At 64.3% G+C, this 25182-nt stretch carries 31 protein-coding genes and 2 pseudogenes; 15 read left to right on the top strand and 18 right to left on the bottom strand.

Annotation, left to right across the window (positions count from 1 at the left end; translation table 11 throughout):
- Positions 1-7: 7 nt before the first annotated feature.
- From SCLO_RS21170 to SCLO_RS21090, 17 genes are all read right to left on the bottom strand, one after another.
- Entirely contained in the window at positions 8-829 is an 822-nt protein-coding gene (locus SCLO_RS21170) for a conjugal transfer protein TraF (RefSeq protein ID WP_025160430.1), read from the bottom strand.
- A 145-nt stretch (positions 830-974) separates the two neighbouring features.
- Entirely contained in the window at positions 975-2789 is a 1815-nt protein-coding gene (locus tag SCLO_RS21165) for a conjugal transfer protein TraN (protein ID WP_029986356.1), read from the bottom strand.
- Between the two features lie 17 nt (positions 2790-2806).
- Positions 2807-3553: a type-F conjugative transfer system pilin assembly protein TrbC gene (gene trbC / locus SCLO_RS21160; RefSeq protein ID WP_020818495.1), complete on the bottom strand. Its 747-nt coding sequence runs from the start codon at positions 3551-3553 to the stop codon at positions 2807-2809.
- An 11-nt stretch (positions 3554-3564) separates the two neighbouring features.
- Complete coding sequence (traU, locus tag SCLO_RS21155; RefSeq protein ID WP_020818496.1) at positions 3565-4587, bottom strand: conjugal transfer pilus assembly protein TraU; 1023 nt, start codon at positions 4585-4587, stop codon at positions 3565-3567.
- On the bottom strand, positions 4584-4853 hold the full coding sequence (locus SCLO_RS21150) for a hypothetical protein (RefSeq protein ID WP_020818497.1): 270 nt from the start codon (positions 4851-4853) through the stop codon (positions 4584-4586). Before SCLO_RS21150 ends, traU begins: the two co-directional genes overlap by 4 nt.
- Entirely contained in the window at positions 4853-5458 is a 606-nt protein-coding gene (gene traW, locus SCLO_RS21145) for a type-F conjugative transfer system protein TraW (RefSeq protein ID WP_021223066.1), read from the bottom strand. Before traW ends, SCLO_RS21150 begins: the two co-directional genes overlap by 1 nt.
- A 47-nt stretch (positions 5459-5505) precedes the next feature.
- Positions 5506-6042, bottom strand: a complete 537-nt coding sequence (locus SCLO_RS21140; protein WP_020818499.1) for a S26 family signal peptidase — start codon at positions 6040-6042, stop codon at positions 5506-5508.
- Complete coding sequence (locus SCLO_RS21135) at positions 6023-6676, bottom strand: type-F conjugative transfer system protein TrbI (protein WP_020818500.1); 654 nt, start codon at positions 6674-6676, stop codon at positions 6023-6025. Before SCLO_RS21135 ends, SCLO_RS21140 begins: the two co-directional genes overlap by 20 nt.
- On the bottom strand, positions 6669-7028 hold the full coding sequence (locus SCLO_RS21130) for a hypothetical protein (RefSeq protein ID WP_020818501.1): 360 nt from the start codon (positions 7026-7028) through the stop codon (positions 6669-6671). Before SCLO_RS21130 ends, SCLO_RS21135 begins: the two co-directional genes overlap by 8 nt.
- A 3-nt stretch (positions 7029-7031) precedes the next feature.
- Positions 7032-9623: a type IV secretion system protein TraC gene (gene traC / locus SCLO_RS21125; RefSeq protein ID WP_020818502.1), complete on the bottom strand. Its 2592-nt coding sequence runs from the start codon at positions 9621-9623 to the stop codon at positions 7032-7034.
- A gap of 1 nt (position 9624) precedes the next feature.
- Positions 9625-10605 carry a TraV family lipoprotein gene (locus SCLO_RS21120; protein WP_048574957.1) on the bottom strand — a complete coding sequence of 327 codons (981 nt, stop codon included), beginning with the start codon at positions 10603-10605 and terminating at the stop codon, positions 9625-9627.
- Positions 10602-11474, bottom strand: coding sequence for a DsbC family protein (locus SCLO_RS21115; RefSeq protein ID WP_020818504.1), 873 nt, complete (start codon positions 11472-11474; stop codon positions 10602-10604). Before SCLO_RS21115 ends, SCLO_RS21120 begins: the two co-directional genes overlap by 4 nt.
- A complete protein-coding gene (locus SCLO_RS21110) occupies positions 11461-12786 on the bottom strand; it encodes a TraB/VirB10 family protein (protein WP_020818505.1) in 1326 nt (441 codons plus the stop codon). The genes SCLO_RS21115 and SCLO_RS21110 overlap by 14 nt, the downstream gene beginning before the upstream one ends.
- A 4-nt stretch (positions 12787-12790) precedes the next feature.
- Positions 12791-13591: a type-F conjugative transfer system secretin TraK gene (locus SCLO_RS21105; protein ID WP_021223067.1), complete on the bottom strand. Its 801-nt coding sequence runs from the start codon at positions 13589-13591 to the stop codon at positions 12791-12793.
- Positions 13588-14154, bottom strand: coding sequence for a type IV conjugative transfer system protein TraE (locus SCLO_RS21100; RefSeq protein WP_020818507.1), 567 nt, complete (start codon positions 14152-14154; stop codon positions 13588-13590). The genes SCLO_RS21105 and SCLO_RS21100 overlap by 4 nt, the downstream gene beginning before the upstream one ends.
- A gap of 1 nt (position 14155) precedes the next feature.
- Positions 14156-14446 carry a type IV conjugative transfer system protein TraL gene (gene traL / locus SCLO_RS21095; protein WP_020818508.1) on the bottom strand — a complete coding sequence of 97 codons (291 nt, stop codon included), beginning with the start codon at positions 14444-14446 and terminating at the stop codon, positions 14156-14158.
- 58 nt (positions 14447-14504) lie between these two features.
- A complete protein-coding gene (locus SCLO_RS21090) occupies positions 14505-14825 on the bottom strand; it encodes a hypothetical protein (RefSeq protein ID WP_020818509.1) in 321 nt (106 codons plus the stop codon).
- A gap of 349 nt (positions 14826-15174) precedes the next feature.
- Between SCLO_RS21090 and SCLO_RS21085 the strand changes: the two genes are divergently transcribed.
- Together SCLO_RS21085 and SCLO_RS21080 are read left to right on the top strand one after the other, a co-directional pair.
- Positions 15175-15624 carry a hypothetical protein gene (locus SCLO_RS21085; protein WP_020818510.1) on the top strand — a complete coding sequence of 150 codons (450 nt, stop codon included), beginning with the start codon at positions 15175-15177 and terminating at the stop codon, positions 15622-15624.
- 167 nt (positions 15625-15791) lie between these two features.
- Positions 15792-16286 (top strand): helix-turn-helix domain-containing protein, encoded by a 495-nt coding sequence (locus SCLO_RS21080; RefSeq protein WP_066520038.1) that lies wholly within the window; start codon positions 15792-15794, stop codon positions 16284-16286.
- Between the two features lie 40 nt (positions 16287-16326).
- On the opposite strand, the gene SCLO_RS21075 is transcribed toward SCLO_RS21080, so the two are convergent.
- Complete coding sequence (locus SCLO_RS21075; RefSeq protein WP_021223069.1) at positions 16327-17280, bottom strand: lytic transglycosylase domain-containing protein; 954 nt, start codon at positions 17278-17280, stop codon at positions 16327-16329.
- A 110-nt stretch (positions 17281-17390) separates the two neighbouring features.
- On the opposite strand from SCLO_RS21075, the gene SCLO_RS21070 reads away from it, so the two are divergent.
- From SCLO_RS21070 to SCLO_RS24065, 13 genes and pseudogenes are all read left to right on the top strand, one after another.
- Entirely contained in the window at positions 17391-18686 is a 1296-nt protein-coding gene (locus SCLO_RS21070) for a hypothetical protein (protein WP_020818513.1), read from the top strand.
- A 73-nt stretch (positions 18687-18759) separates the two neighbouring features.
- Positions 18760-19311, top strand: a complete 552-nt coding sequence (locus SCLO_RS21065) for a hypothetical protein (protein ID WP_020818514.1) — start codon at positions 18760-18762, stop codon at positions 19309-19311.
- A 284-nt stretch (positions 19312-19595) separates the two neighbouring features.
- Positions 19596-19826 (top strand): annotated as a pseudogene (locus tag SCLO_RS21060) (CopG family ribbon-helix-helix protein); the annotation flags it as partial.
- A 124-nt stretch (positions 19827-19950) separates the two neighbouring features.
- The gene (locus SCLO_RS21055) at positions 19951-20214 is read left to right on the top strand and encodes a type II toxin-antitoxin system RelB/DinJ family antitoxin (protein ID WP_021224639.1); all 264 of its coding nucleotides are present in this window, start codon (positions 19951-19953) and stop codon (positions 20212-20214) included.
- On the top strand, positions 20201-20482 hold the full coding sequence (locus SCLO_RS21050) for a type II toxin-antitoxin system YafQ family toxin (RefSeq protein WP_020818517.1): 282 nt from the start codon (positions 20201-20203) through the stop codon (positions 20480-20482). The genes SCLO_RS21055 and SCLO_RS21050 overlap by 14 nt, the downstream gene beginning before the upstream one ends.
- Before the next feature lie 31 nt (positions 20483-20513).
- A complete protein-coding gene (locus SCLO_RS24450) occupies positions 20514-20696 on the top strand; it encodes a hypothetical protein (RefSeq protein ID WP_020818518.1) in 183 nt (60 codons plus the stop codon).
- Positions 20693-21061, top strand: a complete 369-nt coding sequence (locus SCLO_RS21040) for a DUF7673 family protein (RefSeq protein ID WP_020818519.1) — start codon at positions 20693-20695, stop codon at positions 21059-21061. Before SCLO_RS24450 ends, SCLO_RS21040 begins: the two co-directional genes overlap by 4 nt.
- A gap of 37 nt (positions 21062-21098) precedes the next feature.
- Positions 21099-21470, top strand: a complete 372-nt coding sequence (locus SCLO_RS21035) for an antitoxin PaaA2 family protein (protein WP_020818520.1) — start codon at positions 21099-21101, stop codon at positions 21468-21470.
- Positions 21467-21727, top strand: coding sequence for a hypothetical protein (locus tag SCLO_RS21030; protein ID WP_020818521.1), 261 nt, complete (start codon positions 21467-21469; stop codon positions 21725-21727). The genes SCLO_RS21035 and SCLO_RS21030 overlap by 4 nt, the downstream gene beginning before the upstream one ends.
- Positions 21724-21989, top strand: a pseudogene (locus SCLO_RS21025) (tyrosine-type recombinase/integrase); the annotation flags it as partial. The gene SCLO_RS21030 and the pseudogene SCLO_RS21025, both read left to right, overlap by 4 nt.
- Positions 21990-22103: 114 nt before the next feature.
- Entirely contained in the window at positions 22104-23618 is a 1515-nt protein-coding gene (gene istA / locus SCLO_RS21020) for an IS21 family transposase (protein ID WP_096362065.1), read from the top strand.
- Complete coding sequence (gene istB, locus SCLO_RS21015) at positions 23605-24333, top strand: IS21-like element helper ATPase IstB (protein ID WP_096362194.1); 729 nt, start codon at positions 23605-23607, stop codon at positions 24331-24333. Before istA ends, istB begins: the two co-directional genes overlap by 14 nt.
- Complete coding sequence (locus SCLO_RS24065; RefSeq protein WP_096362256.1) at positions 24216-24761, top strand: helix-turn-helix domain-containing protein; 546 nt, start codon at positions 24216-24218, stop codon at positions 24759-24761. Before istB ends, SCLO_RS24065 begins: the two co-directional genes overlap by 118 nt.
- Positions 24762-25182: the final 421 nt, after the last annotated feature.

Raw genomic sequence — 25182 nt, 5'->3', positions numbered from 1 at the left:
TGTTCCATCAGAAGTCGCTCCCCACCTTGGTGTTCGTCAGCGCGAAAATGCGATCCATGATCTCGTCGGCGCTGAGAATCCCATATCCCACCGGAATCGTGCGTTTGGTGACGGTGTCGAACAGTACGAGCGCCGGCGTCTCGTTACCCGGGACGCCCATGCGCGCGCGCTGGCCCGCATCGACGACATAATTTGGAAAATCGCGGCTCGGCCCGCCGTCCATCGAAACCGCCATCACCGCCATGCCGTGACTGTCGGCCACCGATCGCAGGATCGGTGAAAACAGGTCGCATGCGCCGCAGCTCTGCGCATAAAAGTAGAAGAGCCCGTAGCGTTGGCTAAGGTTCGCCATAACCGCATCGCGATCGGCGCGCCGGTTATCGAGCCAGGCTCGCTTGCCCACCGTCGAAACAGGCCGCTGCAGCGTGTAGTCGAGATCGGGGTTCTGCCACAGCGCGCGCTGCCAGGTGTCTGAGAAGGTCGAAGCACGGTCGAGCTGCTCGCGCTGAAATCGGACGTAAGCGATGACATTTTCCTCGGTCGGATCGAGGATCGCCCGTGCCTTGAGCTCGTCGAGCTGGCGGGTGATGGCGGACATGCGCTCGACCGCGCTCGACGGGACCGGGACGGCTTGCTTCTCCGGCTCCGTCGCTCGCGGCTTGCTGCAATAGAACCATTGACCGAGCCTGCGTTCTGCACAGTAAAAGTCATCGCCGGCATCGGCCCGCTCGACGCCATCCGACGCTCCATCGCGCGGCTGGGCCGCCGCGGGAACAGCCAGGCCAGCGAGCGAAAGCGCCAGAAGCGGCGCCGCCATGATTGGATGCATGGACAAACTTCCTTTCTGATAGATGCTCTCACCCACGAGCCTCATGCGCGGGAGGGAACGGGAAAGGTCGGCCGCGGCGGAGACGTCCGTAGGCGCCGCGCCGGTCGATTCCACCGAAACGCTGCGCATCGCGTCCTTGACCATGCTATTTGCCGTGCAGGTCATAGTACCCCTGAATTTTCAGCTGGATCTGGGTCATCGTCTCGACTTCGTCCGGAAGCCGCGCGGCATCGACGAACTCGGCATAGACCTCGGTGAAATCCATGAGGGAAAGGTCGAGCCTGGCGAATTCCTCGATCGTAAAGCCAAGGCACTGCTCCTTCTTGGGAGCGCCCCAGGGCTTGCTGAGCTGAATTCGTCCCTGCTCCTGCAGGATGCGGCTGAGCTTGCTTTCAAAGCAGCAATAGGCCGTTCGCCGGGTCTTGCAGATTCCGAGAAAGCTCGACGAACAGTAAGTGCCGACCTTGTGGCAGAAGCCCATACGATCCTTGATGTCGAGCTTCATCTCGTCCTGAGAGCATGCGAAGAGCGCGAGGAACGGCGTGGCGAGGGCCGCGATCGCGCCTGGGCCGCCGGCAAGCGCGGCTGCGCCCGCGCCCACGCTCAACAAGCCGGACACCTTGCCGGCACAGCAGTTGATCAGCCCGAATACCGGCTTGTGGCAGGTCTCTCGCGTGCCCTGGAAAACCGTGAAGTTGTTCTCGTCGAACTCCTTGCCGGCCTGGTCGATGGAGTGAAGAGCGACCAGCGCATCCTTGAACTCGGTCGACGCCTCGCGCACGATCGGCTCGCAGTCGCCATTGATGCAATAGACGTCGTCTCCGCAGATATATTGCGGTGCATCGGTCACCGCGCTGCCGGGTGTCGGGCAGCGGTAGACCCGCTCCTCAACCTTGCAGGCGCCATCCCGCTCCTCGTCGAGGCATTCGGTGCGCAGAAAGGAGCAGCTTCCGTTCGCTTCTAGATCGCCGCAATCGTTTGCCGGCGTGAAGCGATGACACACATAGTCGCGTTTCCACGCCCAGCAGGCTTGCGTCACCGGAACGCCGTCGATGATCCGCGTTTCAGGTCCTTCCGTGCAAACATCCCCGCCAGGCTGCAACGAACACATCTCATCGCCGGCAAGACTGCCGCAGCTGTCGACCCTTCTTGTTACGACAGTGCTCGTGCTGCCCTTTGCATGCCACGACGCCCCGGTGAGCGGGCTGACGCTGAGCGCGACCGGCAAATCCGCCGTGCATTCATATTCCGTCGCATAATAATCATCGCAATATTTGTTGTCAGGCCAGGGCCAGCCATAGTCGCGATGGGCAGCGCAGGCCTGTTTCCGAACGCCTGTCGGCTTGCAGACTCCTGAGGAAATATGAGGGGCAATGGCGGCATAGCGCGCGAACGGGGTTCCATATGCGCTGTCGGGCACCACATAGTATTTGTAGCTATCGACGGTTTGCACCTCGGGCACCATGCGGATGGTGCAGGTCTCGGGCCTGTCCTCGACCTTGGTGCCGCTGTTGCAGGTCGCCTCGTAATAGCCCTCAGATCCTGAGCCCGGCGGGAGCGGGACGCACGAGCCGGAGCTGCCCCCCATGCTCTCCCCGGCGAGGTAGGCCGATGGATCATTCTCGACGGTCGTGGCGCGAGCGGTTGTCTCGAGGATCTCGGAATTGCTGAACGTCGGCCGTGTCCGGTCCGCGTCCGTGGTGATGCGATACTGCTCGTTCGACGCCTTTGTCGCCGCGGCTTCCGCTTCCATTCTTTCAGGATCGTCGAAATAGGCGCCTTGCGGCAGCGCCGTGCCGCCATAGCCCGGCACCGCTTCCGCGCGGGCATTGTCGGTCGGCACCAGCGTCGTATCCTGCCGTTTCTCATTGGCGAGCGAGCGCCCTTCCTGGCGGGCCTCCTCGACCGACATCTGGGCAGAAGCGGGGGAGGCGGCGGCAAGACCCGCGATAAGCAGCATCAGCGAGAAGCGGACGCTCACGGCAACGCTCTCCTTAGATTGGAGAGACCCACCGCCGCCACGCGCGCGCCCGGACCGTTGCCCTCGGCGAACGACGACAGCGCATATTCGACGGTCACATTGCCGATCATCCGGTCGTGAGGCGGGACCTTGGTTCGGCATGAAAAGCCGGCGCAAAGGTCGAAATCCGATGAGACCGCGACGTAGGTCGGCACCGCCTGTACGTCGAAGGCGCGGAACAGTCTCGGGTCGATGCCGATGTTGGCGAAATCGTCCTCCCGGTCGACGATCTTGCCCAGAGCCTGCGAGAACTCCTTCATCGAATTGTTCGGAAAGCCGCGGAAAACGACGACGCCCCCTGCCCTCGCCGTGTCCTCGATAAGCTGGCGAAGCGCCTTGGGGGGCATCGAGAGGCTGGCGAACGCGATGAGCTGCGGCGCCTCCCCGCCGCCGACTTTGGCGTTCGTCGCAGCACCCTGCACGATTTCATCGAAGTCGACAGCCCCTGCAGGTCCTTTCGGCAGATCCGTCGCCGCGACGCGCCGCATGTTTTCCATGCCGCTGTCACGAACGGTAACCGCCTCTTCCCGAAACGCGTCACCGCGGTCCTTGATCTGATCGACGAACGCCTCGGCATCCGCCTGAAGGTCCGCCGATCGCTTCTTGATGGCCTGAACATCGATGCCATCGACGGTCTGGGCCAGGAGAGCGGTCATGCTGGCGGCTGCGACGAGGCCAACGGCGCCCAAGATGAGAAGTCGCATCGCTCCCTCCTTCACAGCACGCAGCAGTTGCGCTTGCGCCAGACCAGATAGCCCATGTCCTCGCCCCCCGCGGGATAGGCACGACCGGCATCCGGCGGCATTGTCGAAGCTCCGATCGCCGAGCAGGCGAAGCGCCCGCTCACCGTCGGAATCGGATTGGTCATCTGAAACCGGTACTGCTGTTTGCGCATGACTGGCATGAGGTACTTCTTGCACAGCCCTTCCGAGCCCATCGTGCCCCAGGCGAGCGCCTGCCGGTGCATCTTGTAGGCAAAGCGCGACAATGCGAGCCGCGAGGACTGGACATGGCCGATCGACGCCGGGATGTTCCCGTTCAGGGGATACATGGACCCCTGACAACCTGCGCACCAGAATAGCTGGTCGAGCGGCAGGTTCACCGTGCCGGCGACGCAGTCGCCCGCACAGGCTGCCTTGGCGAGCGGATTTGCGAAAATGATCGCTTCGGGGTTGATGAGCGCCGCAAGCGAGTCATCCTGCCAGAGCGGATCGACCTCGGTCATATAGGCGATGTCGAAGCTCGCCTGCTCGAAGCAGACGAAATCCGTAAGGATCTCCATCCAGTAGAGCAGCGGATAGACATACCAATGCACATGCCATTTGGCCGTGCTCTGCGACCTGCCGCCGACCATCGAAGGGCCGGCCAGATAGCCCTGACCGATATCGAAGCCCGGAGCGATGCGCACTCCGCCAAGATTGGGAAAACACCAGGGCTTCATGGTGACGTCCGCCAGGCGGGCAGGCTCCCAGAAGCCCACGGAAATGCCGATGCGCGGTAGAGGATCTGCACAGGCGCATATGGGAGACGCCGGGTTCTTCGTGTCGGGTCGGCCGCTCGGCCAGATCTTCAATCCGCCCACCGACAGCGGAAACAGGCATGACCAGCAGACGTCGGTAATCGGGTTGACGAACTTCCCATTGCAGGTGGGACCGGCAGCCTCGGCGCGTGGCGCCAGCATGATGGCGAACAGGACGACGAGAAACGTGCCGAAAATCGGTCGAAGTCCGCGCATCATTCTCTCTCCGCCAGTTGATCGAGATACGCCGCGTCGGCGCGCCGCTTCGCCCGAAGGTAAAGGACCGTGACCACGAGCGCTGTGGCGAGCAGCACGGCGATCAAACAGGGCGCGGCTCGGCCGATGCGACCGCGCAGCTGGTCGAGAAGAGTCACTGCGCCGGCCAGGGTGACGCAGAGAGCGAGCCAGGACAGGCGCATGGTCCTTAGCCTCGCCGTCTCGGGCGCCGCCATCGGCGTTCGGAGCATGTCGAGCCACAGCGCCATCAGCCGGACTTCCCTGGCTTCAGCACGATCTCGGAAACGCGCATCGTCCTGCCGTTTTGGCTGACCACCGCAGGCGTATGCTCGATCCCGAACGTTGCAGTGAGCTTGCCTTCCTGGTCGAAATAGAAGCGCCGCTTCTTCGCCGTCATCGCATCGATCGGCGAACCGTTGACGAAGATGATCTTGGCCTTGAGATCCGTATAGCGCGAGGTCGCCCACGCGAGTTGCGTCGCATCGTCGCCGTCGACGAAGACGAGGTCCTGCTTTATCTCGACGAAATCGAGCGGATTGATGCGATGACCGGCACCCGCAATCAGATTACCCTTCTGGTCCCGAATGTCGCGCTCGATCGCGATGGTCGGATCATAATCCCAGCTTCGCGCCATGCGCGCCGGAGTGATCCCGTCGACAGGCTTGGGCCGGCGAACTCTCTGTTCGACCCTTCTGGCAAACTGCTCGTTCATGCGGGCAAGCTCGCCGCTGCCCTCCGCCCGCCGCAGCCGCGCCTCGATCGTCGCCAGCAGATCCGGCTCGATGATGGGAAAGACCTGGCCGACATGGCCATAATCCCTGGCTTCGCCAGGGATAGGGCCGATGAGGAGCATGGCCGCCGCGAATGAAGCGATGCCGGCACCGCTTGTCAGAACAGCTTTCACAGGATCGGCTCCCCGGTTCCGATGACTTGCCGGCCGCAAACAAAGCCGATCTCGGCATAGCGACTGTCGAAGCCGTCCTTGTGCGGCGTCGCCGCGAAATAGCAGCCTGGGGGCACGACCCCCGTCGCACCGGGCACAAGGCGTTCGCCCGCCTTGGTGAAGGGCTTCATGCGAACAGTCGGAACGCCGTTGATCGTTACCGTCATGCCGTCATGCGCGATCACGTCTCCCGCGACAGCATAGACCTTCTTTCCAAACATCCTTGGCCTGGCGCCAAAATGGCGGCGCAACAGCGCGCTCGCCGGCGGATCGAAAAATATGAACTCTCCCTTGGCAGGCAGGCGGCCCCGCTCGATGAGGAAGGCCCAGTTCGGCAGGGAGTCCGTCGTATTGACGAGGAAAAGGTGGTCGTCGCTCCAATCTGCCAGCCCTGTCAGGGCAACGCTTCCGCCGACGAAGGCGCCAAGCAGAAGCCAAAGCTTCGGGTTCGGTCGCCAGCCCCGCTTCGCCGCGTCATTGACCGCCGCTGCCATCGGGACCTCCAAAGGTTGAAACGGTGGCAGCCGGCGGCTCGTACTGGGGCGCTGACGCGGCCGGCGCCCCGGGCATCATAGGCGCCGGTGCCATGGGATCCGGGTATCCGACCGGCGCCGCGGGCTGCGCCGTCATGGGCTGCTGCGGCTGTGCCGCGAGCATGGCCTGCTGCTCGAGCTGCTGAAGCTCCAGAGCCGATGCTTGCTTCGGCCGAGCAACGCCGGATGCATAGACCGCCTCCTTCAGCTTGTCGGTGATGTCGGGGACATTCTTCGTGAGAACGGCTTCCCCGACGAGCACGATCTCACCGCCCGAGCTTCGCCGCTCGAGCTCCTTGTCCAGCGATGCCATGAACTTGCGCATCTCCGCCTCGACTTGCGCCGGCGGAGAGGTGGAGCGCGCTTGTGCCTGGACATACTCGCCGACGATCGAGGACAGCCGCGCGGAAACGATCCGCTCCTGCTTGGGCGTGATCAGCGCCTTTGTGACCCACATCCCCCATATCAGGACACCAATGACCAGAAGGCCCGCGACGATCTGAACGGACGAGAAGCCCGCGAAAATTGCGCGCTTCGCTGCGGCCGCCGGTTGGGGCGCAGGGGACGGCAGGTCGAGCTCGGTCTGTTCAGCCATGATCAGCTTTTCCTTCGGGCAGGGCCGCAGGCACGATCTTCTCGCGGCGCAGAACGATCAGTCCGGCGGCAATCAGGAGATGTGCGGCGATGAAGATGTTCTTGAATGACGCGATGCGGTCAGGAGACGCGGCGACGTAGCGGGCCGTCAAATTGTTGAGCTGGTGCATGAGCCCATCGAGCGAGAAACCCCCGAGCGCCACGAAGAAGAGCGCGAACAGCCCCCAGGTCAGCAAGAGCGTCGATGCCGTGAAGCCGATCAAGTGCAGATAGAAATGGAGCAAGCTCCGCAGGGCGGGCTGTCGCCCGACCGCGATGTCCGCGCCATTCCTCCTGTGCGCTGCGGCATCCATGGCCTACTCCGCCGCCTCGGCAACGTCGACTTGCTCGTGCGACGCCCACTTTTCCGGATTGCCGGGGAAGGCGACCCGTTCGATCGCCTCATCCATGCTTAGCCCTCGCGCGACCAGCGCCTCGATCGCCGCGTAGATAGCCGGGCTCGACGAATAGACGGTGGCCGAGAACGGATCGAGCACCAGCCTGCCGACGGCCAGGGTCTCGGGGCCCTTGATAAGGATGTCGGAATATTCGCGGCCGTTGATCTTCAAGGACCGCAGCAGCGCGTCGGTATAGTCGTCCATCTCAAAGCGGTCGTGCTTCTTGAAGTCCGCGATTGTCTCGGGCTTCTGCTGGAGAATGACGAACCAGTCGGAGTTCTCCAGCGCCGCGACGGACCCGGCCGACTTATAGTAATCGTTCAGGGACTGCGTCGCCGTCACCAGCGCCGCGCCATATTTCCGGCAGGTGCGAGCATAGGTCTCGATGAAATCGGCCATCGCACCGCCGCGCAGCATCTGCCACGCTTCATCCAGAAGCAGCGCCTTCGGGACCGAACGATCGACTTTGCGCATCATCTGCTGCGACATGAACATGATCGCGGTCAGCACGACGCTGCGCAGTTCCTCGCGGGATGAAAGGTCGGAGAGCTCGAACACCGTGAGCTGCGCCGACAGTTCGAACGATACCTCGCCCTGGAAAAATCGCCCGTACGTCCCTGCCGACGAAAAGGGGCGCATGGCGATGCCAAGATCCATGGCAAGGCCATTTCCGGTGGCTTCGAGCGCAGCGATCACGTCGTCGATCGAGCCCTGGCGTCCCTTTTCGCTCCAGACGCTGTTAACGGCCCCGTCGATGAGGCCACGCTCGGTATCGTTCAGCCGGTCGATGTGGCGCGACATCTGGTTCACGATGGCTTTGAGCATCGCCATGCAGTCGAGCAGGTAATCCTCGTCGCTGCGGGCCAGCTCCTCATCGATCATGCTGAAGGGGTTGAGGCAGAAGCCGGACGACATCGTAAATTCGACGAACGCGCCGCCCTGGAGCTTGGCGGAGTGCTCGAAGGAGCGACCGTCGTCGATCACGACGACGCGCGCGCCGGCACCGCAAAGGGAGGCACAGAGCTCCTGCAGCGTCACGGATTTGCCCGACCCCGATTTGCCGAAGACGGCGACATTGTGGTTGCCCGCCGCATTCTCGAACGGACTCCAGAAGAAGGGTTGTCCACGCCGACCGATGAGCATGAGATGCGGCACCTGGCCGCCGAGATACTCGCCCTGGATCGGGGCCAGGTTCGCCGCCGTTGTCGTGAGCAATGTGCGCATCCGCTTCATGCGCTCGAGGTCGCGTGCAAGCCCGTTCGCCATTGTCATGGGCATGGCGCACAAAAGGCCCATCACCTGCAGGTACCGATCGTCGAGCAGGTCCCAGCCCGCTGCGCGATAAACCGATTTGAGCACGCGTTCGTTGGCGTCCCCCCTGCCCTTCGGCGAGAAGGAGGTCACGCTGAAGAAGACACGCACCAGCTTGCGCCCCTGGCGCAGCTCGTCGTTGACGTAACGCCATTCCTGGCTTTGCTCGCGCAGCTGCGGCAGGAAGCGCGCCGACTTGGAGTCCGCAAGGCTCGTGGTGCGCATGAACTTGAAGCTCGCCTTGTTCGACGATGCCAGCGGATCGGGGAACTCGACGCACAGATTTGTCGCGACCGGACATGGCATCCTGAGCTTGTCGGTGAACATGTCGCCAATGAGCCGGGCGACATCCCACGGCGCCCAGCGGCTCGGCAGGTTCCGGACCGAGAATGAGCGAACGTCGAAGACGTCCGGCAGAATCTCACCGATCTCGGGCGCCTCGTCCACCGTCGCCCCGGTTGGCCGAAATCGCTCGGTTCTGAGCAGCATGCGATCGGGCTCGATGTGAAGCTCCACATCCCGGCGCACCGCCTGGTCCGCAATCGGATCGAGCGGATTGTAGTTGACGACGTCCTCCCCCGCCGCAGTGGTCGGCGAGGTTATGTCGTCGATCCACCCGATGAGGTCGGTCGGATCCATCTTGCGGGCCGGCACATTGATCGATGCGAGGGCCGAGATCAGACCGTCCATCACCGCCACGATTTCCTCGACAGACACGCTCGAGGATTCCGGGGTCGAGTAGGAGATCGCCACACGGTGGTTCCGCAGCGAGAATGGCGCATCCGCGGAGAGCGAGCGCCACACCCCGTCGGTCAGGAAGTCGATGCGGTGCTTCGCCATGCGCTCGTAGACGCCGCGAGCCGAGTAGCGCGGAAGATACCAGCGCGAGAGACGCTCGGACACGCGCGGACTCATCCACTGGTGGAATTGCAGGCATCCCGGCGCGGGGATCGCTTCGGAAAGGAACTGGGTGAGGATCTCCCCTGTCCGTTCGTCTGCACCGATCAAGGGAGCTGCCTCGATCACAAAGCCCCGCGACGCGCTGTTGTAGAACACGCCCGTCTTTGCGTCGAAGCTGCGATAAGGGAGCCAGTCGGCCAGCATGGGCACGCCAAGCTCCGGCCGATCCGCATCGGGACGCTGGCTGTCGCCGAGGATCCCTGAAAGAAGGCTCTCGAAGAAGCCGCCCTTCCCCGCCATCTCAATGATCCTCCGGCACTGAGGCGGGGAAGTCCGCGGCGCGAACGGTCGGCGCAGATAGGTTCGGCTTCGAGGCGACGGGAGTGCCATCAGCGGCGGCATCACGCGCATCCTTCGCAGCGGACCCGGCAATCTGCCGATAGGCGGGATCGCTTTTCACCCGTTCGACGGCCTTTTCGCCCGCCGCAGAGATCGTCGTCGGCGGCGCCGCAGAAGCCGCCGGCTCCCTCGCATGGCCGCCCGCCGGCGCCCCAGAGGGGGACAAGGGCGCCGGCGAGGCGGTTACGGATGGTGCGTGGGCAACACCATCCGCGGGGGCTGCGGCTGCTGGGCTTTTTTGCTTTTGCGCGAGCCGCGCGGCGACATCCGCCTTGATTGTCTCGAGCGGGTCGCCTCTCCTCGCACGCGCGGCAGCGACGGCATCGGGATCCGGCGCAGCAGGATCCCCAACACCAGGCGACCCACCCGGCGGGTCGACGCGGTCGACGGCATCGGCCAGACTCTCCGGGACCCCTAGCGCGTAGTCCAGACGCGCATTGGATGGGACGGTCTGCGCAAGGCTCTGCTGCCATTCACCGCTCGCGACGACCGCATGTATGGCGCTTTTCTCATGCAGGCGGCCGCGCTCGTCGATGTAGGGCTGGAAGACGATCCTGAGCACCTTCTCGCGCGTCCGGGCTGGATCGGCGGGGACAGTGGCGGCGGTCCGCCTCGATGAGCCAAGACGGCTCCGATCCCTGGTGGAACGCGGGGCAGCGTCAGCCGGAAGCGCGACCCCTTCAGCTGCATCTGCCGTAATCATGGCAAGCGCGCGGTCATCGATCGTTGCGCTCGGCGCGCAGACGCCATCAGGAGCAGCGCAGGAAAAGTCGCCGCGCACATTTCCGCCGAGCGCTGCGCAACCTCCAAGCGCAAGAGCGGTCGAAAGCAGCAGCGGCGCGCCGAGACGGCGCCAGGGGCTATGCAACGCAGCGTTTCTCATGACCGCGCCTCCCGAAGCCATGCTTCAAGGAAAGCCCGGGGGCGATATCCTTCGATCATCGCGCCATCGCTACGCACGATGACGGGAGTGCCATTGAGGCCGTTCCGCTGCGCGAAGGCCTCGTTCGCATCGAGGCCGGCCGTGTTGCACGAAGCCTCGCCCTTTATCGGCTGCCCGGCATAGGCGGCATGGAGCGCAGCCTCGCGGTTCTTGGCGCAGTAAACCCGGTCGGCGAGATCCCGGCTTCCCAGCACCGAGATCGGCCGCTCGACCACGCGCACGTTCATGTCCTTGAGAACGCCAGTCAGCGCCCGGCAATAGCCGCAGCGAAAATCCGAAAAGACCGTGACGGTCGGGCCCGCCGGATTCCCCCAGACGATCGCGCCATCCTTCGGCAGGCTCGAGAGCGAAAGCGTTCGCGCCTTGGCGGGACTTGCCGGCCGCTCGAGCCGTGCAGGTGCTGCCGCCAGCTGCTGGCCCGCCTCCTCCTCGCCGCCGGCGGCAAGCGCGTTTGCCCGCGCGGAGGAGCCGACCAGCATGTCGGGGTTCATCTCGAGCAGGCGCGCCGCCGTTATGTCCTGACGGGTCTGCATGTCATAGACGCGCCCGATCACCAGATAGCGGGCGCTGGTGTCGACATAGAATAGGTTCTCGCCCGCGGTGATCTCGCACAGGCCCGCAATTTTGCCGCAGTCGATCGCACTCACGGCAGTCTTGGGTAACCGCGCCTTCAGGAGCGCCTGCACCTGGCTTTCGGCGCTGCCCACATCTGCGGCCAGCGCGATGCCCGCGACGCTCAGGGCCGCGCCGGTCGCAACCAGAAGGCGCGATCGCCGAGTGAGCGAGCGGACACGATCAATTGCGGACATAGACACCCTCCAAGAAAACAATTTCGACATCGATCCCGGTCGGCATTTCGATCACCGGCTGATATTGCTCGGCGCGCTCGATCAGATATTTCGACACCATGTCGCCCGACTGCGCGACGCCTTCGCCAAAGCCGCCTTCGAGGATTTCGCCCGTCGAAAGCTTGTCGCGCTGCCCGTTCGTGGTGATGTTCGTTCCCTGGAACACGCTGTTGGCATTCGCGGAGAAGCCGCGGCCGAAGCCGCCGGCGAGCCCGGCCAGGAACGCCTGGGTGACGAGCGAGCCCTCGCGGGACACCACCCTTCCCCGCACGCCGGTCTTGCCGCCGAAGGCAATGAATCCCTTCACCTCCGACACGGCGTAGCGGCCGCCCGGCTGCGGGCAGGTCATCTTTTGCAGCTTGACGTAGACTTTCTCGCTCGAAAGATCGCCGCGCGCCGCGCCGTTGATGAGACAGCCTTCGATCTTGGTCGTAAGCAGCCGGCCGTTCTGATAGACCGAACGCGCGGGCCCCGTAACGCGGAGCACCACCGGAAGCGGGTCGGTCTGGCTGTTCACGCCGGCGCTCGCGTCGACGCCGACGATCACCTTCGCCCTCGCGAAGCTGTTCGGCGGCAAATAATTGACGCTGTCCGTGTAGGTGGTGTTGCCTTTGGCGACCCGCGTGGCGTTCCCCGTCTCCGCCGTGTTGAAGCTGACAAGCTTCACCTCGCTTGCGGTGCCCACCGGTCCGCGCGCCGCGGCGCCTGGGGCACCGTCGGGACGCTGGTAAGCCTGCGGTCCGTTCGGGCCGTAGAGCGCCGCCGGGCCGGGCGCGGGCGGCGTGGCGGCCGGGCGCGCATTGATCTGCCGCCGCAGCTGCTCGTTCTCGGCTTGATAGGCCGACAGCACGCGCTGGCCGTCGGCCTGCATTGCCTGGTTCTGGCCCTTGAGCGCCTCCACCTGGGCGGTCAGCATCTCCAGCCGGCGGTTCTGGCCGTCGATCGACTTCAACTGATTTTCGGTGGACTGGAAGCGGTTCTCCGAGAGCGCCATCCACTCCTGCTGCGAGAGATTGCGGTTCACCAGGTCCTTGGTCGAAACGGTGACCTCGCTCGTGCCGTCGTCGGCGAGCTTGTCGCCCTTCTCATCGCCGCTGAAGATCCAGAACGAGGAGAGGATCAGGCCGGCGCCCGCCACCCCGGCCAGCAGCAGGCGCTGCTTGCGGCGAACGGCTTCGTTCGCGGTGAGATCGCTGGCGACAGGAGATACGCCCTCGTCCGAAGCCCCATCAAGAGCGGGACGCTTGCGATTCAGGAAATCGAATAATGCCATGTCCTCACCTTCCGTTCTGGGACACGAGGTAGGCGGTGGTGACCTTGCCCGGAGCGAGCTTGCTCTCGGCGATCGACACGGCCAGGGCGCTCGCTGGAGCGACCATCGCTTCGGTCAGCTCGACCTCTGACGGACCCTTGTTCTCGATGCGCAGGACCTTGCCGCTGAGCTCCGAACCGCGATATTCCGCGATCATCTGCACCTTGAGGGTGCCAACATAGACCGGCCGCAAGGCGCGCTGGCGCATCTCGTAGCCGTCGGCGACCGCATTCGAATACATCGCCTGCACCAGCTCGACCGCGGCATCGTGGGTCCCGAGCCTCTCGGCCGGACCGTTCTCCGCTGCGCGTTCGTTTGCGATCGCCGGATTGGAGACGAAGACCTGGGCGGCCTGGTCGCCGCCGATCCGGCAGACGAACTTGTAGACATAGCCGCGCTTGCTCGTGGCGAAGAAGGAGAGCGCCGGGCGGGCAAATCCGTCGGGAACGGACAGGTAGATGTCGCCGCGGACCGGCTCGTTGACGACCGAGAAGTCATCGGTCGGATTGCCGGTGGAGATCTTGGAGACCGACGCGAACTCGTCTTCGACCAGGCTGATACGCGTCAGGTCCTTGGCGGACGCCTGGCAGTCGACCTGGCTGCTGTCCGCCGCCATGATGGTCTGATCGGCCCAGGCGGGCTGCGCGCTCAGCAGAACGGCAATGCCTATCAGCGCAGCGCCCGTGCAACGGCTCAGATGACAGTTGACGCGCGAGAGGAAGGCGGTGCCCGCAGCGGCACTGCCGACGACATAGACGGACATCATTGATCCTTCCCCTGCTCGGCCGTCACCATGCCGAAGCCGATCAGCTTCAGGGACAGGCCGGAATATTCCCAGTCGTACCGAAAGGTCCGCCGCTCGTTCGAGATGACCCGATTGCCGACGATCGTATGCAGACTGCCCGTCACCTCCGAGCGCAGCCCCTTCGTGTCGAGCTCCATCTTTTCGATCGTGAAGAACTGCGAAATCGAAGATCCACGCTGTTCGTTCACGATCTTGAGCAGGTCCGCCTTGACCTTGCCCTGGGAGGCCGGCGCCGTGATATCGAGCACCGCGTTCATCCAGTATTCGAGGTTCTGCGGGCTGCGATTGAGGGTGAGCACCACCGTGTCGCGCGTGATCATCTCGAGATATTCGCGGCTGACCCCGGCGGAGCTTACCGTGACCGGCGATCGCAGGATCGGCTGCAGCACGATTTCGCGGTCCCGCGACACCGTGAAGATAAGCAGCAGGATCGTCAGTGCGCAGAGGCCGACGGCGACGATCGCGAGCAGATTCCGCTGCCGCAAGACCCGCTGGCTGTGCGAATGGCTGTAGGAAAGTTCCATATCACCCCGCCATCAATCGAAGGTACGAGGGTGGCGTGGCTCTCAGACCGGTGAAGCCGGCCGGAAGAAACCAGTAGGCCAGATGGAGAAGCCATGACGTCGCCCGGCCTGCCTTCGCTTTTCTGAGACCCCACCAGCCCGCACCCGAAAGCAACATGCCGATGAGGATGTGCTGAGACAGAATCCCCCAGACGAAGGGGATGACCATCGCCAGGAACTCATCCAGGGTCCACAGCCCGATCAGCTCGGGATCATCCAGATGAGTCGGGATGACGTACTTATCCGCCGCCATTGCACCACCCTCTCCTTGGGTCGGTCAAAGCTGCTACTTCGCCCGACCGCAGGAATGATCAGATCGTCGCGGTGACCGTCGACGTGACGATGGGAATGCCCGTGCCGGCGCCGACGCCGACACCGACCGGGATGGCGATCTGGCCCATGGAGAAGCGACCGGAGGCGAGCGCGACGATGCCGCCCGCGAGCGAAAGCACCGTGATGATCTTGCCGCCCGAGCCCTCGAGGAAATCGGTGAACTTGTTGAGCGCCGTGTCGAAGGTCGTGTCGGCGCCGGCGAATGCCGGACCGGCGAACCAGAAGGAGGCGAACAGGAGGGCGGCGATCACGACGATCGCCAACTCTGCGCGCCCGGTCTCTTTCAGGACTGACTGCATGTTGGGTTCCCTTCAATTGGAGACGCGACGAGAACCGCGCCCAGGGAAAGCTGACCAACCCGCGGCCGGGTCGTCACGGGCAGCCGGGGTGACGGGGGAAGAATCTTTCGCCGATCGAGGCCCTGCCCCCGAACGCCGGGCGGCCTGCCCGCTCATTCGGGGCATGGCGCCCCGGATTACGGGGCAGACTGGCCCGGAATGCGGGACAACTTGCCCCGGAAATTGCGGCGCTGGTGGCGTCCCGGTAGACTCGGGGCTACGACTCAGCAGATATTAACCATCGAGACTCCAGGCTCCGTCGCAGTAGTCAGCGCCATGCTGCCTTTCAGGAAGAAGGATTCATCTCGACGTGGGGACGACGGCCGCCGAACACGAAGGCTTTGTGCTCGATGTCTCCGGATATCTCTTTCGGCTGACCACCGAGTGCCTGCGCCTATTCTCCAATGAGACGAACGAGCATCAGACGCTCGTATCGCTGGTCGCGGCGCGGCTCGCCGAACCGGGTGCCGCGGGCAGGCATGAAGTGCGCACGATGCGCGAGCATTTCGCGGCGATTCCGACCCATGGCGACGTGAAAATCCGGCTTCCGCTCTCTGATGCGAATGCCCAGGCGCTTGAGGAAATGCGGCAGGCTCTCGGCCGCCGCCTCGACACCACACTGACGATCGGCGACGCGCTTTCGGCGCTGCTGTTCGACTATGTCGTCGAGCTCAAGACCTCGCAGATACTGGACCGGTTGTCGCTTGAGCAGCGCCTTGACGGGGGCGAACCGGGGCGCACGAGCACGCGGCTAAACTAGGAAATCGCCCGATCTTCGCGAGCTATATCGCGGTATCTGCGCTGGAATATTGCGCTCACTCTGGCTCCAACGACGCTTGCAAAGCGGGATTCACCGTGTTTGCCTTGTCCCCTAACGGGGAGGTTCGGGGGCTAATGTCGTCTCGCGCCACAGCTGGATCATAGTTCGTGCTCGAGCCGGATGACGAAACGATCCTGCGCGATTTCGTACCGCTCATTCGGTGCATGATGGACCGAAAGGACATCCCGCAACGCAAGCTCGCCGCCCTCACCGGCATCAGCAAGACGCGCCTGGGACTGCTGCTGCACAGCGACCCCACGAAGCGGTCGCCCATGACTGTGGACGAGCTTCAGATCATCCTGCACGCGCTCGGAACCGACATCGTCGCGGCCTATGTGCGCATCAAGGCAAGCGGGACGATCCCGCAGCCCCTGATCGAGCGCCATGACGTGCTCTTCACAATGATCTGCGACGCATTCGTCGACATGCCGGAAGGCCTGATCGTTCTGCTCGAAGAACTCGAAGGCATCGATGGCTCGGAAGTCCGCCCGGAATGGGCGGTGCCGGTCAGGCGAGCCGTCGTCTGGAAACTGCTGGACGAGGTGAGCGCCAAGCTGGCCCGCCGTGCACGCCTGGCCGAGAGCGATGACTTCCGGATCTAGCCCGACCGGATTCGGCGCCGGGCCCTTCCCCGCCGCGCTCCTAGAAGAGCGAGACGCTCGCGACGCGCGCGGGCGGCACCGACCGAGGCGGGAAGACGCTTGCGGTCTGGCGCGGCAGCACGGTTGCTTGCCGGTAGACGCCGCTCAAGCGCGCCCAGTTCATGAGGACATTGTCGACATAGGCCTGCGTCTCGGCGATGCGCGGCACGAGCCCGCCACGGACGCGGCCAGGCCCGGCATTGTATGCGGCAAGCGCCAGATGATAATGGCCGAACCTGTCGAGTTGCTGGCGAAGATATCTCGCTCCGCCGCGCAGATTATCCTCGACGCTATAGCGGTTCACTCCCAGCGAGGCAGCCGTCCCGGGCATCAGCTGGGTCAGGCCGAAGGCGTTCTTGGGCGACAGCGCATCGGTGCGATAGCGGCTTTCGCGAATGATCATCGCATCGAACAACCCGACCGGAATGCCGTATTCGCACGCGATCCCGCTCATCAGCTGATAATAGCTGGCGCGCCTGCTCTCAGCGTCCGCCCTCAAGAATCCTGTCGGCCGATAGGGAAGGACGCCGCAGCCTGGCTCGAAGCGATTGGCCGCGAAATCGAAGCTCGCGCCGCCGCGCATCCACGCAGGAACGGGGATGGCAGGCGCCGGCGGCAACCATTCGGCGGAGGCGGCCGAGCCTTCACTCCCGGCGCTTCCGCTTGCTGCCTGCTCGAGCGCAACGCCGCTGTTCGTGAAGCTGTTCGCCATCTGGAATTCCACCCACCGGCGGCTGAGGTCATGCACCCGAAAGTCCGGCGGACGGGCACCGGTCGACACCGGGTTGGGCACGCTCGGGGGTTCGGCGGCTGCATCCGGCCGGCTCTCCGGCCCGGGCGCGGTCATCGTGATGAGCTGCACTCTGCGCGCGGGCTTGGCCTCTTTCCCCTGGGCTGCCGCGCCCCCCGACACGACCAGCGCCACAATGCCGAAACCGATCCCCAACGCCCTCATTGCACCCTCCCTGCTACCGAAACAGGCCAAGGGAAGATCAGCGGCCGCCGGGTTGTCAATCCGCGTGCCCGAGCAGTGTCAGCCTCAAAAATCAAGATCAGGAGGCGCCGATGTGGCTGATCCCGCGCAATACGGACGGGACCCGCGCAGGGAGAATTGCGCTTCCCGCGCCCGTCCGAGAGGCTCTCGTCCGCTGGTATGTCGGACAGGGTTCGCGCGCCGACGAGGAAGCGGGGATCATGCTTGTCCAGCAGGCGCGCATCGGCGAGAGGTGGATCGCCTGCGACTGTTTGTCGGCCGACGCTCCGCCCCCGATCCTGACGCCGGCGTTCCTGTCGGAAGCAGAAACCTACTATCTGCGCCGTCTCACCAGCGTTAACCGTCCCGAACACAGGGCGGACTGCCCGTTCTTCCGCGATCAGGCCACCAACCGGCTGAGCGAAGTGCGAACGCAGGAGAGCCCGGCCGATCCGCCGACCGGCTATTTCGAGGTGCTGCGCCCGGCGCCCGAGAAGCTGGCGCAGCGTCCCGAAGAGGAAAGCAGCGACGACAGAACGCGCCAGGCCTCGGTGCCAAGGCTCGCCCGATTGCTCTGGCGTCTTATCAACCTCTCCGGTCTCAATCGTACGCTCTGCCTCTCCGACGAGAACCCGGAACATTCGATCAGCGACGAGTTCAAGACGCTGGCCATCGCGGCGCAGCGCGTCGAAATCGCACCGGGCATCGAGCTCGGCCGTGCCCTCTGGACGCATGCACAGGCGCTCCACAGCAAGCGCATCTATGCCCGCTTGCGCGAGCTCTCCCGAGTCTGGCCGCCCGGGCATGCGCCCCAGGGCTTCCTCGCGCTCTTCACGCAGAAGTTCGAAGGTTCGACGATCCATGTCGCCGGGAGCGATCCTGTCGTGCTGGCGAACCGCGTCCAGTCCCCCTCGATCCGCGGGAACACGATCAAGGGCCCCTATCTGACGATCGTCGTGGCGGGCCAATATCCCGAAGCGCATGGCTATGCGCCGCTTCGCGGCTATGCCCAGCCGATCTACTCGGGAAAGCGCTTCATCCCTGTCGATTCCGAGTTCGAGCGCGCGGTGCTGCGTGACCTGCTGCGGCTGCGCTGGTCCTTCGATCGCGCAGGGCTCGACCTTCTCCTCGAAAAGCCCGTGTTCGACACGCTCACGCCAATCGGATCATGCCGCCCGGATTTTCTGTTGGAAGCGCGCTCGCGCAGCACCGGCGAAACGCGGGAGATCATCGTCGAGGCAATGGGATCCACCGATGAAACCTATCTCGCCGCGAAAGCCGTGACCCACCCCCGCATGCAGCAGATCGCCCCGGTTCTGTGCGTCTCTCCGGACGACGTGGAAGAGGCGCGGATCGCGCCGCTCGTGCGGAAGGCGTTCGGCTTGTGACCGGCCCCTCTCGTTCCGTTTCGAGAGAGCGGCCTCGGACCGATGGCGCCTGCCGCTTTCTCATCGCCCGTTCATGGCATTCTGTCTGGAGGATAACGCTGTGCAGGACCGGTCCGCCGATTATGCGGCGCTCGCCGCTCACCTCAATCCCGACGATCCTGGCGACGGCGCCCGCCAGATCGATGCCACCATCATCGCCTATCAGCGTGCCCGATGCCGGCCCGGCAACCACGGACAGCTCGTGCGGCACCTCGGCATGCTGCTCATGCTGATCGCTGAAACGATCGCCGTGTTTCATGGGATGCTATGGCTCGAGCCGACCGCGCTCGCGCCCTATTTGGGCTTCATCCTAGAGGTTCCGCTTTGGACCGCGGCTCCTGTTGCGGCCATAGCCATCTGGCTCGCCTTTTTCCTGTCCTACCGCATCGAAGAGAAATCTGGTCAGGAGCTGCCGGAGCCGCCCGCCGCGATCCGCGACTGGCTCGAGGCGCACGACCATCGCCACGGAATTGCCTGGTGGCACGAGACGAGATGGCCTTGGCCCAAGCTGCGCGCCCACCGGCGCGAAATATTCGGCTATGTGATCTGGCGCAGAACGCCTCTGCCCTTGCGAGCTGCACCTTGAGGGTTGGCGGGCGTCGGCAGCTTAGGGAAGGGGCGCGGAGAGTGGCGCAAAGCTATCACCCTCGGTGGGCACGAATTCCGCAAACGTGCTCGCCTTCTGGGAATGTGGTCCGAAAAGCATCCGAAATCCCCGGCCCTAACATCCTGACGAAGCCTGACAGCGGACATAGCCAGACTGACGCGGACACATCGAACTCGCCGTCGCGGTCGACGCTAGAATTGGTCGGCGCAGCCCAGATAAGGTAGCTTAGCGCAAGGTATGCCTGGTGCTACGGAGGTCGCGCTATGGTGGCGCCAACATCAATCATACTCGATGACGCCCTTAAGGGGCGCGTCCAGCACCTGGCCGAAGTGCGTCGACGCAGCTCGCATTGGATCATGCGCGAAGCCATCGCACAGTATGTCGAACGTGAGGAAAAGCGCGAGGCATTCCGCCAGGACGCCATACGGGTGTGGGACGAATATCAGCAGACGGGCCTGCATCTGACGCTTGAGGAAGCCGATGCCTGGTTGGCGAAGCTCGAAGCCGGCGAGGACGCCTCTCAATGTCAGGGTGCGATGCAGCAACCGGATTCACCTCTAGCAATTTCACCCAAAGTGTATTACACTGAAATACAGATTTCAGATGCAGGAGTTTATCATGGCGGCAAGCCGTATGGTGCAGGCTCGCGTTCCTGGCGACATTCAGGATGCGGCCAGTCAGGTTATTCGGGCTTCGGGCCTGACGGTCAGCGACGTGGTGCGCGTGTTGATGACCCGGATCGCGCAGGACAAGGAGATTCCGGCGGCGCTGTTCCAGCCCAACGCGGAAACGCTGGCCGCCTTCGCCGAGGTCGAGCGCGGCGGCCTCGAGCGGTTTGCGTCCGTGGATGCGCTGTTCGCCGATCTTCATGCGGACGATTGAGCGCACCACGGCGTTTCGCCGGGACTTCAAGCGCGAGGCGAAAGGGCCGCGCCGCAATGTGCTGGATACCGATTTGCGGCGGATTATCGAGGCGCTGGCTACGGATGCGCCGCTGGAAGCGCGGCACCGGGATCATGCCTTGACCGGCAACTGGAAGGACTATCGGGACTGCCATGTAAAGCCCGACCTGGTGTTGATCTACCGGCTCATTGACGATGACCGGCTGATCCTCGCCCGTCTCGGCTCCCATTCGCAGCTCGATCTGTAGGCAGATGGCTTGCCGCCGATATGGAGGCCCTATGACCGATGAACTACCCGACAATCCGCCGATGGACGAAGCGTTCATGGCTGGCATGAGGCCATCCCGGCGTGGGCGCAGCGCCGAGCTGCTGACTATCGCCGACCGCGCCGCGGCGCATGTGAAGCGTCCCTATGTTGACCATGCCGAATTGCTCTACGACGAAAACGGGTTACCGAAATGATCCCCGGCACTTCGGCCACGACACCCCCGCAGCGCCGCCCAGTCATTCTGCACGTCAGCTTCGATGAGGCCGGCGCGGCGATCGGCCGCTTGCTCGCCATCGCCATGCCGCCGACGCGCGCGGCCGAGACCGGCGCATCATGGAAGGTCGCGGATTTTCTCCTGGCCTGGTGGAACGGCGACGAGTGCGGGCATTTCCCGATCATCCACTTGTGCAACGTCGATGCCGTTATTGCCGAGGATATGCTTACGATCATGGCCTATCTGGCGCAGGAGTCGACGACCTACGCCGATGCCTGGGGCTACCGCGACGCGATGGGCGACCTTTGGGTGCGCTATCGTGGCGACCCGGCCGAGGCCGTTTAAACGTGCCGGAGATCCACCGCCATCAATGGGAGGCGATATGACCGACGACGAGCTTCTGGACGACAACGCGGCCGAGCGCGCCCAAGCGGCGGCGCTGCGCGACCAGGCCCGCGCCGGGGGCTTGCGCTTCGAGGCGTATCTTACCAAAGATCAGGCCGACTGGCTGTTGGAGCAGATCGAACGGGGCAGGTTTGCCGATCCTTCCGAGGCGGTGTTCCTGACCGTCCAGAACTTCATCGAAATGGAGCCGCACGGCGATCTACGCGACGAGTTGCTGCGGCGTCGTATTCAGGCCGCGATAGATGATCCGCGGCCGGGGATTCCGCACGAAGAAGTCTGCGCCAAAATAGAGCAATGGATCGCCAAGCCGCGTCCCGAACCGGCGCGGTGGCAGAGGGCGGCGCAATGACCGCGCCCTCCCCTGCCCGGTTCAGCGCCGAGGACCGCGCCGTGCTGCTGGCCGTGAAAGGCGTCGGCCCCACGGTTCTTGAGCGCCTGGAAACGCTTGGCATCGCCAGCATGGAAGCCCTGGCGTGCCAGGGCGCGGACGAGGTGTGCCGGCGCATCGCGGCGATGCTGGGCGCAAGCTGCTGGTCGAACAGTCCGATGGCGCGCGGCGCGATCGAGCGGGCGATCGACGCGGCCCGCCAGGAGCGCGCGCGATGAATCAGCTCGCCCCCCTGGCCTCGCCTGCATCGTCGCTGCGCTGGCGCTGCCGGCGTTGATCGCGGCGGCCGACGAGCGCGCGCAGCTTCGATTCCTTGAGTTCTTCGCCGTTGCGATCCGCAATCCCCACACGCGCCGCGCCTATATGCGCGCGGCGGGCGAGTTCCTGGCCTGGTGTGAGGCGCGCGGTGTCGCCTCGCTCGCCCAGGTGCAGCCGCTCCACTTCGCGGACTGGATCGAGGCGCTAGGCGGCGAGCTGGCTGAGGATCAGCGTGCAATAGGCACCCCCTTCGTGGGGTGATCGGCGTGCAAAAAGGACCCCTTCATCCCGGGGATTTAGTCGGCCGACTGGTTTTGATCAGTTGGCGAGAACGGGATGTTGATCGTGGAGACAGTGGTTCGGATTCGGCGTGAGCATGCAGGGGGGAAGGCGATCAAGGCGATCGCGCGCGACCTTCGTTTGTCGCGGAAGGTAGTCCGCAAGGCGATCCGGTCGCCGGAGGCGGCGTTCAACTATCAGCGCAAAGTCCAGCCGCTGCCGCGGATCGGTCCTTATCAGGATCGTCTCGATGCGCTGCTTGAGGAGAACGAGGGGCGCGGCCGCCGCGATCGGCTACGGATGACGCGTATCCATGACCTGCTGGTGCGCGAGGGGTTCGATGGATCCTATGATGCGGTGCGCCGCTATGCGGCGCGCTGGCGTGCTGCGCGGCGGAAGGATGCTGGCGAAGGCGCACCGGCGTTCATCCCGATGACCTTCCAGCCGGGTGAGGCCTACCAGTTCGACTGGAGCCACGAGGATGTGGAGATCGCCGGCAAGCCGATGCGGGTGAAGGTGGCGCATATGCGTCTCTGCGACTCGCGCGCACCCTATGTCCGGGCCTATCCGCGCGAGGGCCAGGAGATGCTGTTCGATGCCCATGCCCGGGCGTTCGCGTTCTTCGGCGGTGTGCCGCGACGCGGTATCTACGATAATATGAAGACGGCGGTGACGGCCGTGTTCACCGGCAAGGAGCGTGTGTTCAACCGCCGCTTCCTGATCATGACCGATCATTACATGGTCGAGCCGACCGCCTGCTCGCCGGCGGCGGGATGGGAGAAGGGCCAGGTCGAGCAGCAGGTCCAGACGATCCGAGGCCGCTTCTTCCAGCCGCGACTCCGGTTCGCCAGCCTGGCCGAGCTCAACGGGTGGCTGGAGGCCGAGTGCCGGCGCTGGGCCGAGCATCATGCCCATCCCGAACGCGGGGATATTACCGTCGCCGAGGCGCTGGATATGGAGCGACCGGCCCTGCAGCCGATCCTGGCACCGTTCGACGGCTTCCATGAGAGCGAGCATGCCGTCACCGGCACCTGCCTCATCAGCTTCGATCGCAACCGCTACTCGGTCATGTCGACGGCCGCACGCCGGACCGTTCAGGTGCGCTCCTATGCCGATCGCATCGTCATACGCTGCGGCGATGCGATCGTCGGGGAGCATGAGCGCCACTTCGGTCGGAACCGCACGATATACGATCCCTGGCATTATCTGCCGGTCCTCGCGCACAAGCCCGGCGCGCTGCGTAACGGCGCACCGTTCCAGGACTGGGATCTGCCGCCCGCCCTGCACCGATTACGGCGAAGGCTCGGCACCGGGGACGAGGCCGATCGCAGGTTCGTGCGGGTCCTCTCGGCGGTGCTCACCGATGGCCTGGAGCCGGTAGAGGCTGCCGTGCGCGAAGCGTTGGCGAACGGAACGGCCAGCGACGAGCTGATCCTCAACATCCTCTCCCGGCGCCGCGAGCCGGCGACACCCCACAGCATCGTCACTTCGGAAGACCGGATGCTGCAGCATCCTCCGCTCGCCGACTGTGCCCGCTATGATCTGCTGCGAGGCTATGATGCAGCGGCATGATATGATCGACACGATGCGCGGCCTCGGACTCAAGGGCATGGCGGCGGCGTTCGACGAGGCGGTCACCACCGGCCTCCAGCGCAAGCGCACCACCATGGAGATACTGACCGACCTGCTCCGTGCTGAGGCGACCCACCGGGATGCAGCCTCCATCCGCTATCGGATGACGGCTGCGAGGCTGCCCGTGGTGAAGGACCTGGAGCGGTTCAGCTTCGAGGGCACACCGATCAATGAGGAGATGATCCGCTCCCTTCACGATGGCTCCTTCCTCCCGCCTCGCCGCAATATCGTGCTGGTCGGCGGCACGGGGACAGGCAAGACCCACCTCGCCATCGCGATCACCGCCAATGTCGTGCGAAGGGGCGCTCGCGCCCGCTACTTCAACACCGTCGATCTGGTGACACGCCTCGAAGAGGAGACCCGGATCGGCAAAGGCGGGACCCTGGCGGCGCAGCTGTCGCGGCTCGATCTGATCGTGCTCGACGAGCTTGGATATCTGCCGTTCGCACGCTCGGGAGGGCAGTTGCTGTTCCACCTCATCAGCAAGCTTTATGAGCGCACCAGCGTCATCATCACCACCAACCTTGCCTTCGGCGAGTGGCCTACCGTCTTCGGGGATCCCAAGATGACTACGGCGCTGCTCGACCGCGTCACCCACCACTGCGATATCATCGAGACGGGCAACGACAGCTGGCGCTTCAAAAACCGCAGCTGACCGCTACCTTCGGCGCCTTCAAAAATCTATCTTGCGCTGCGCGCGCCTCCGGTCGGGCTACGCCCGCCCTCCGCCGCACGCAGCGCAAGGCCATCTTCAACAAACCAACATCATATCCGAAAAAGGGGGTCCCTCTTCGACGCCGATCGGGGGTCCCTTTTGAACGCCGTTTGACACATCTGCGTGACGAACATGACCTCTCATTCCAGGATCTTCTGAGCGCAGTCAGGGTCGAAAAAGCACAACATTATTTGCGCACCACGAATATGTCGGCAACGCAGATCGCCTATCTGGTGGGCTACTCCGATCCGAGCAATTTCAGCCGGGCATTCCGCGCCCAGGTGGGCAGCAGCGTGCGGGAATGGGTCGCTACCAATGAACCGCAACGCCGCCGAAACTCGCTGGCTCGGCGGAGGAATGTCATTTAGGGTGATGCTCCTTGACCACGGCTGCTTGGTCGCTCCCCTGAACCATGATTTGTCGATGCAATAGGACCATCCGTGACCCGGCGGTGCTCCTTGATGGATGGTTCCAGCTGAGCGAGCCGTAGATGCGCCGGATCGAGCCATTCCCCATTCAGTCTCACCTGACCCGGGCGTGAACGACCGGCGCATCGCCCGCACAACAGTTTAAAGCCGATTGATCCGTGAGCAGCGTGAGCGGACTCAGTGGCACTCCGCCGGTCTGGCCAGCCAGGCCGGCGTGACCGATCGGACCAGGATCGACGCGCCCGCTTGAGATGCACCGGACGGCGGTCAGCCAGTTCTAGAGGGCCCTGCCAAGCGTATCGGGCGCGGCAATGATCCCCAAGCTGCCCGCTGCCGCACTCCATCGGCAGAATTCTAGCAA

Source organism: Sphingobium cloacae, from assembly GCF_002355855.1.
GTDB lineage: Bacteria > Pseudomonadota > Alphaproteobacteria > Sphingomonadales > Sphingomonadaceae > Sphingobium > Sphingobium cloacae.
The sequence above is the reverse complement of the archived record's forward strand: the minus strand, read 5'-3'. Positions and strand labels throughout refer to the sequence as shown.

Bases quoted from the DNA above. Each gene is read 5' to 3' on its own strand.
- SCLO_RS21090 (WP_020818509.1), bottom strand. From the start codon at position 14,825: ATGCAGTCAGTCCTGAAAGAGACCGGGCGCGCAGAGTTGGCGATCGTC.
- traW (WP_021223066.1), bottom strand. From the start codon at position 5,458: ATGCTCCTCATCGGCCCTATCCCTGGCGAAGCCAGGGATTATGGCCAT.
- SCLO_RS21165 (WP_029986356.1), bottom strand. From the start codon at position 2,789: ATGCTGCTTATCGCGGGTCTTGCCGCCGCCTCCCCCGCTTCTGCCCAG.
- traC (WP_020818502.1), bottom strand. From the start codon at position 9,623: ATGGCGGGGAAGGGCGGCTTCTTCGAGAGCCTTCTTTCAGGGATCCTC.
- SCLO_RS21170 (WP_025160430.1), bottom strand. From the start codon at position 829: ATGCATCCAATCATGGCGGCGCCGCTTCTGGCGCTTTCGCTCGCTGGC.
- SCLO_RS21055 (WP_021224639.1), top strand. From the start codon at position 19,951: ATGGCGGCAAGCCGTATGGTGCAGGCTCGCGTTCCTGGCGACATTCAG.
- traL (WP_020818508.1), bottom strand. From the start codon at position 14,446: ATGGCGGCGGATAAGTACGTCATCCCGACTCATCTGGATGATCCCGAG.
- SCLO_RS21115 (WP_020818504.1), bottom strand. From the start codon at position 11,474: ATGTCCGCAATTGATCGTGTCCGCTCGCTCACTCGGCGATCGCGCCTT.
- SCLO_RS21130 (WP_020818501.1), bottom strand. From the start codon at position 7,028: ATGGATGCCGCAGCGCACAGGAGGAATGGCGCGGACATCGCGGTCGGG.
- istA (WP_096362065.1), top strand. From the start codon at position 22,104: ATGTTGATCGTGGAGACAGTGGTTCGGATTCGGCGTGAGCATGCAGGG.
- SCLO_RS21035 (WP_020818520.1), top strand. From the start codon at position 21,099: ATGACCGACGACGAGCTTCTGGACGACAACGCGGCCGAGCGCGCCCAA.
- SCLO_RS21070 (WP_020818513.1), top strand. From the start codon at position 17,391: ATGTGGCTGATCCCGCGCAATACGGACGGGACCCGCGCAGGGAGAATT.
- SCLO_RS21065 (WP_020818514.1), top strand. From the start codon at position 18,760: ATGGCATTCTGTCTGGAGGATAACGCTGTGCAGGACCGGTCCGCCGAT.
- SCLO_RS21030 (WP_020818521.1), top strand. From the start codon at position 21,467: ATGACCGCGCCCTCCCCTGCCCGGTTCAGCGCCGAGGACCGCGCCGTG.
- SCLO_RS21050 (WP_020818517.1), top strand. From the start codon at position 20,201: ATGCGGACGATTGAGCGCACCACGGCGTTTCGCCGGGACTTCAAGCGC.
- SCLO_RS24450 (WP_020818518.1), top strand. From the start codon at position 20,514: ATGACCGATGAACTACCCGACAATCCGCCGATGGACGAAGCGTTCATG.
- SCLO_RS21040 (WP_020818519.1), top strand. From the start codon at position 20,693: ATGATCCCCGGCACTTCGGCCACGACACCCCCGCAGCGCCGCCCAGTC.
- SCLO_RS21110 (WP_020818505.1), bottom strand. From the start codon at position 12,786: ATGGCATTATTCGATTTCCTGAATCGCAAGCGTCCCGCTCTTGATGGG.
- SCLO_RS21100 (WP_020818507.1), bottom strand. From the start codon at position 14,154: ATGGAACTTTCCTACAGCCATTCGCACAGCCAGCGGGTCTTGCGGCAG.
- traU (WP_020818496.1), bottom strand. From the start codon at position 4,587: ATGATGCGCGGACTTCGACCGATTTTCGGCACGTTTCTCGTCGTCCTG.
- SCLO_RS21120 (WP_048574957.1), bottom strand. From the start codon at position 10,605: ATGAGAAACGCTGCGTTGCATAGCCCCTGGCGCCGTCTCGGCGCGCCG.
- SCLO_RS21105 (WP_021223067.1), bottom strand. From the start codon at position 13,591: ATGATGTCCGTCTATGTCGTCGGCAGTGCCGCTGCGGGCACCGCCTTC.
- SCLO_RS21140 (WP_020818499.1), bottom strand. From the start codon at position 6,042: ATGGCAGCGGCGGTCAATGACGCGGCGAAGCGGGGCTGGCGACCGAAC.
- SCLO_RS21075 (WP_021223069.1), bottom strand. From the start codon at position 17,280: ATGAGGGCGTTGGGGATCGGTTTCGGCATTGTGGCGCTGGTCGTGTCG.
- SCLO_RS21135 (WP_020818500.1), bottom strand. From the start codon at position 6,676: ATGGCTGAACAGACCGAGCTCGACCTGCCGTCCCCTGCGCCCCAACCG.
- SCLO_RS21150 (WP_020818497.1), bottom strand. From the start codon at position 4,853: ATGGCGCTGTGGCTCGACATGCTCCGAACGCCGATGGCGGCGCCCGAG.
- trbC (WP_020818495.1), bottom strand. From the start codon at position 3,553: ATGCGACTTCTCATCTTGGGCGCCGTTGGCCTCGTCGCAGCCGCCAGC.
- istB (WP_096362194.1), top strand. From the start codon at position 23,605: ATGCAGCGGCATGATATGATCGACACGATGCGCGGCCTCGGACTCAAG.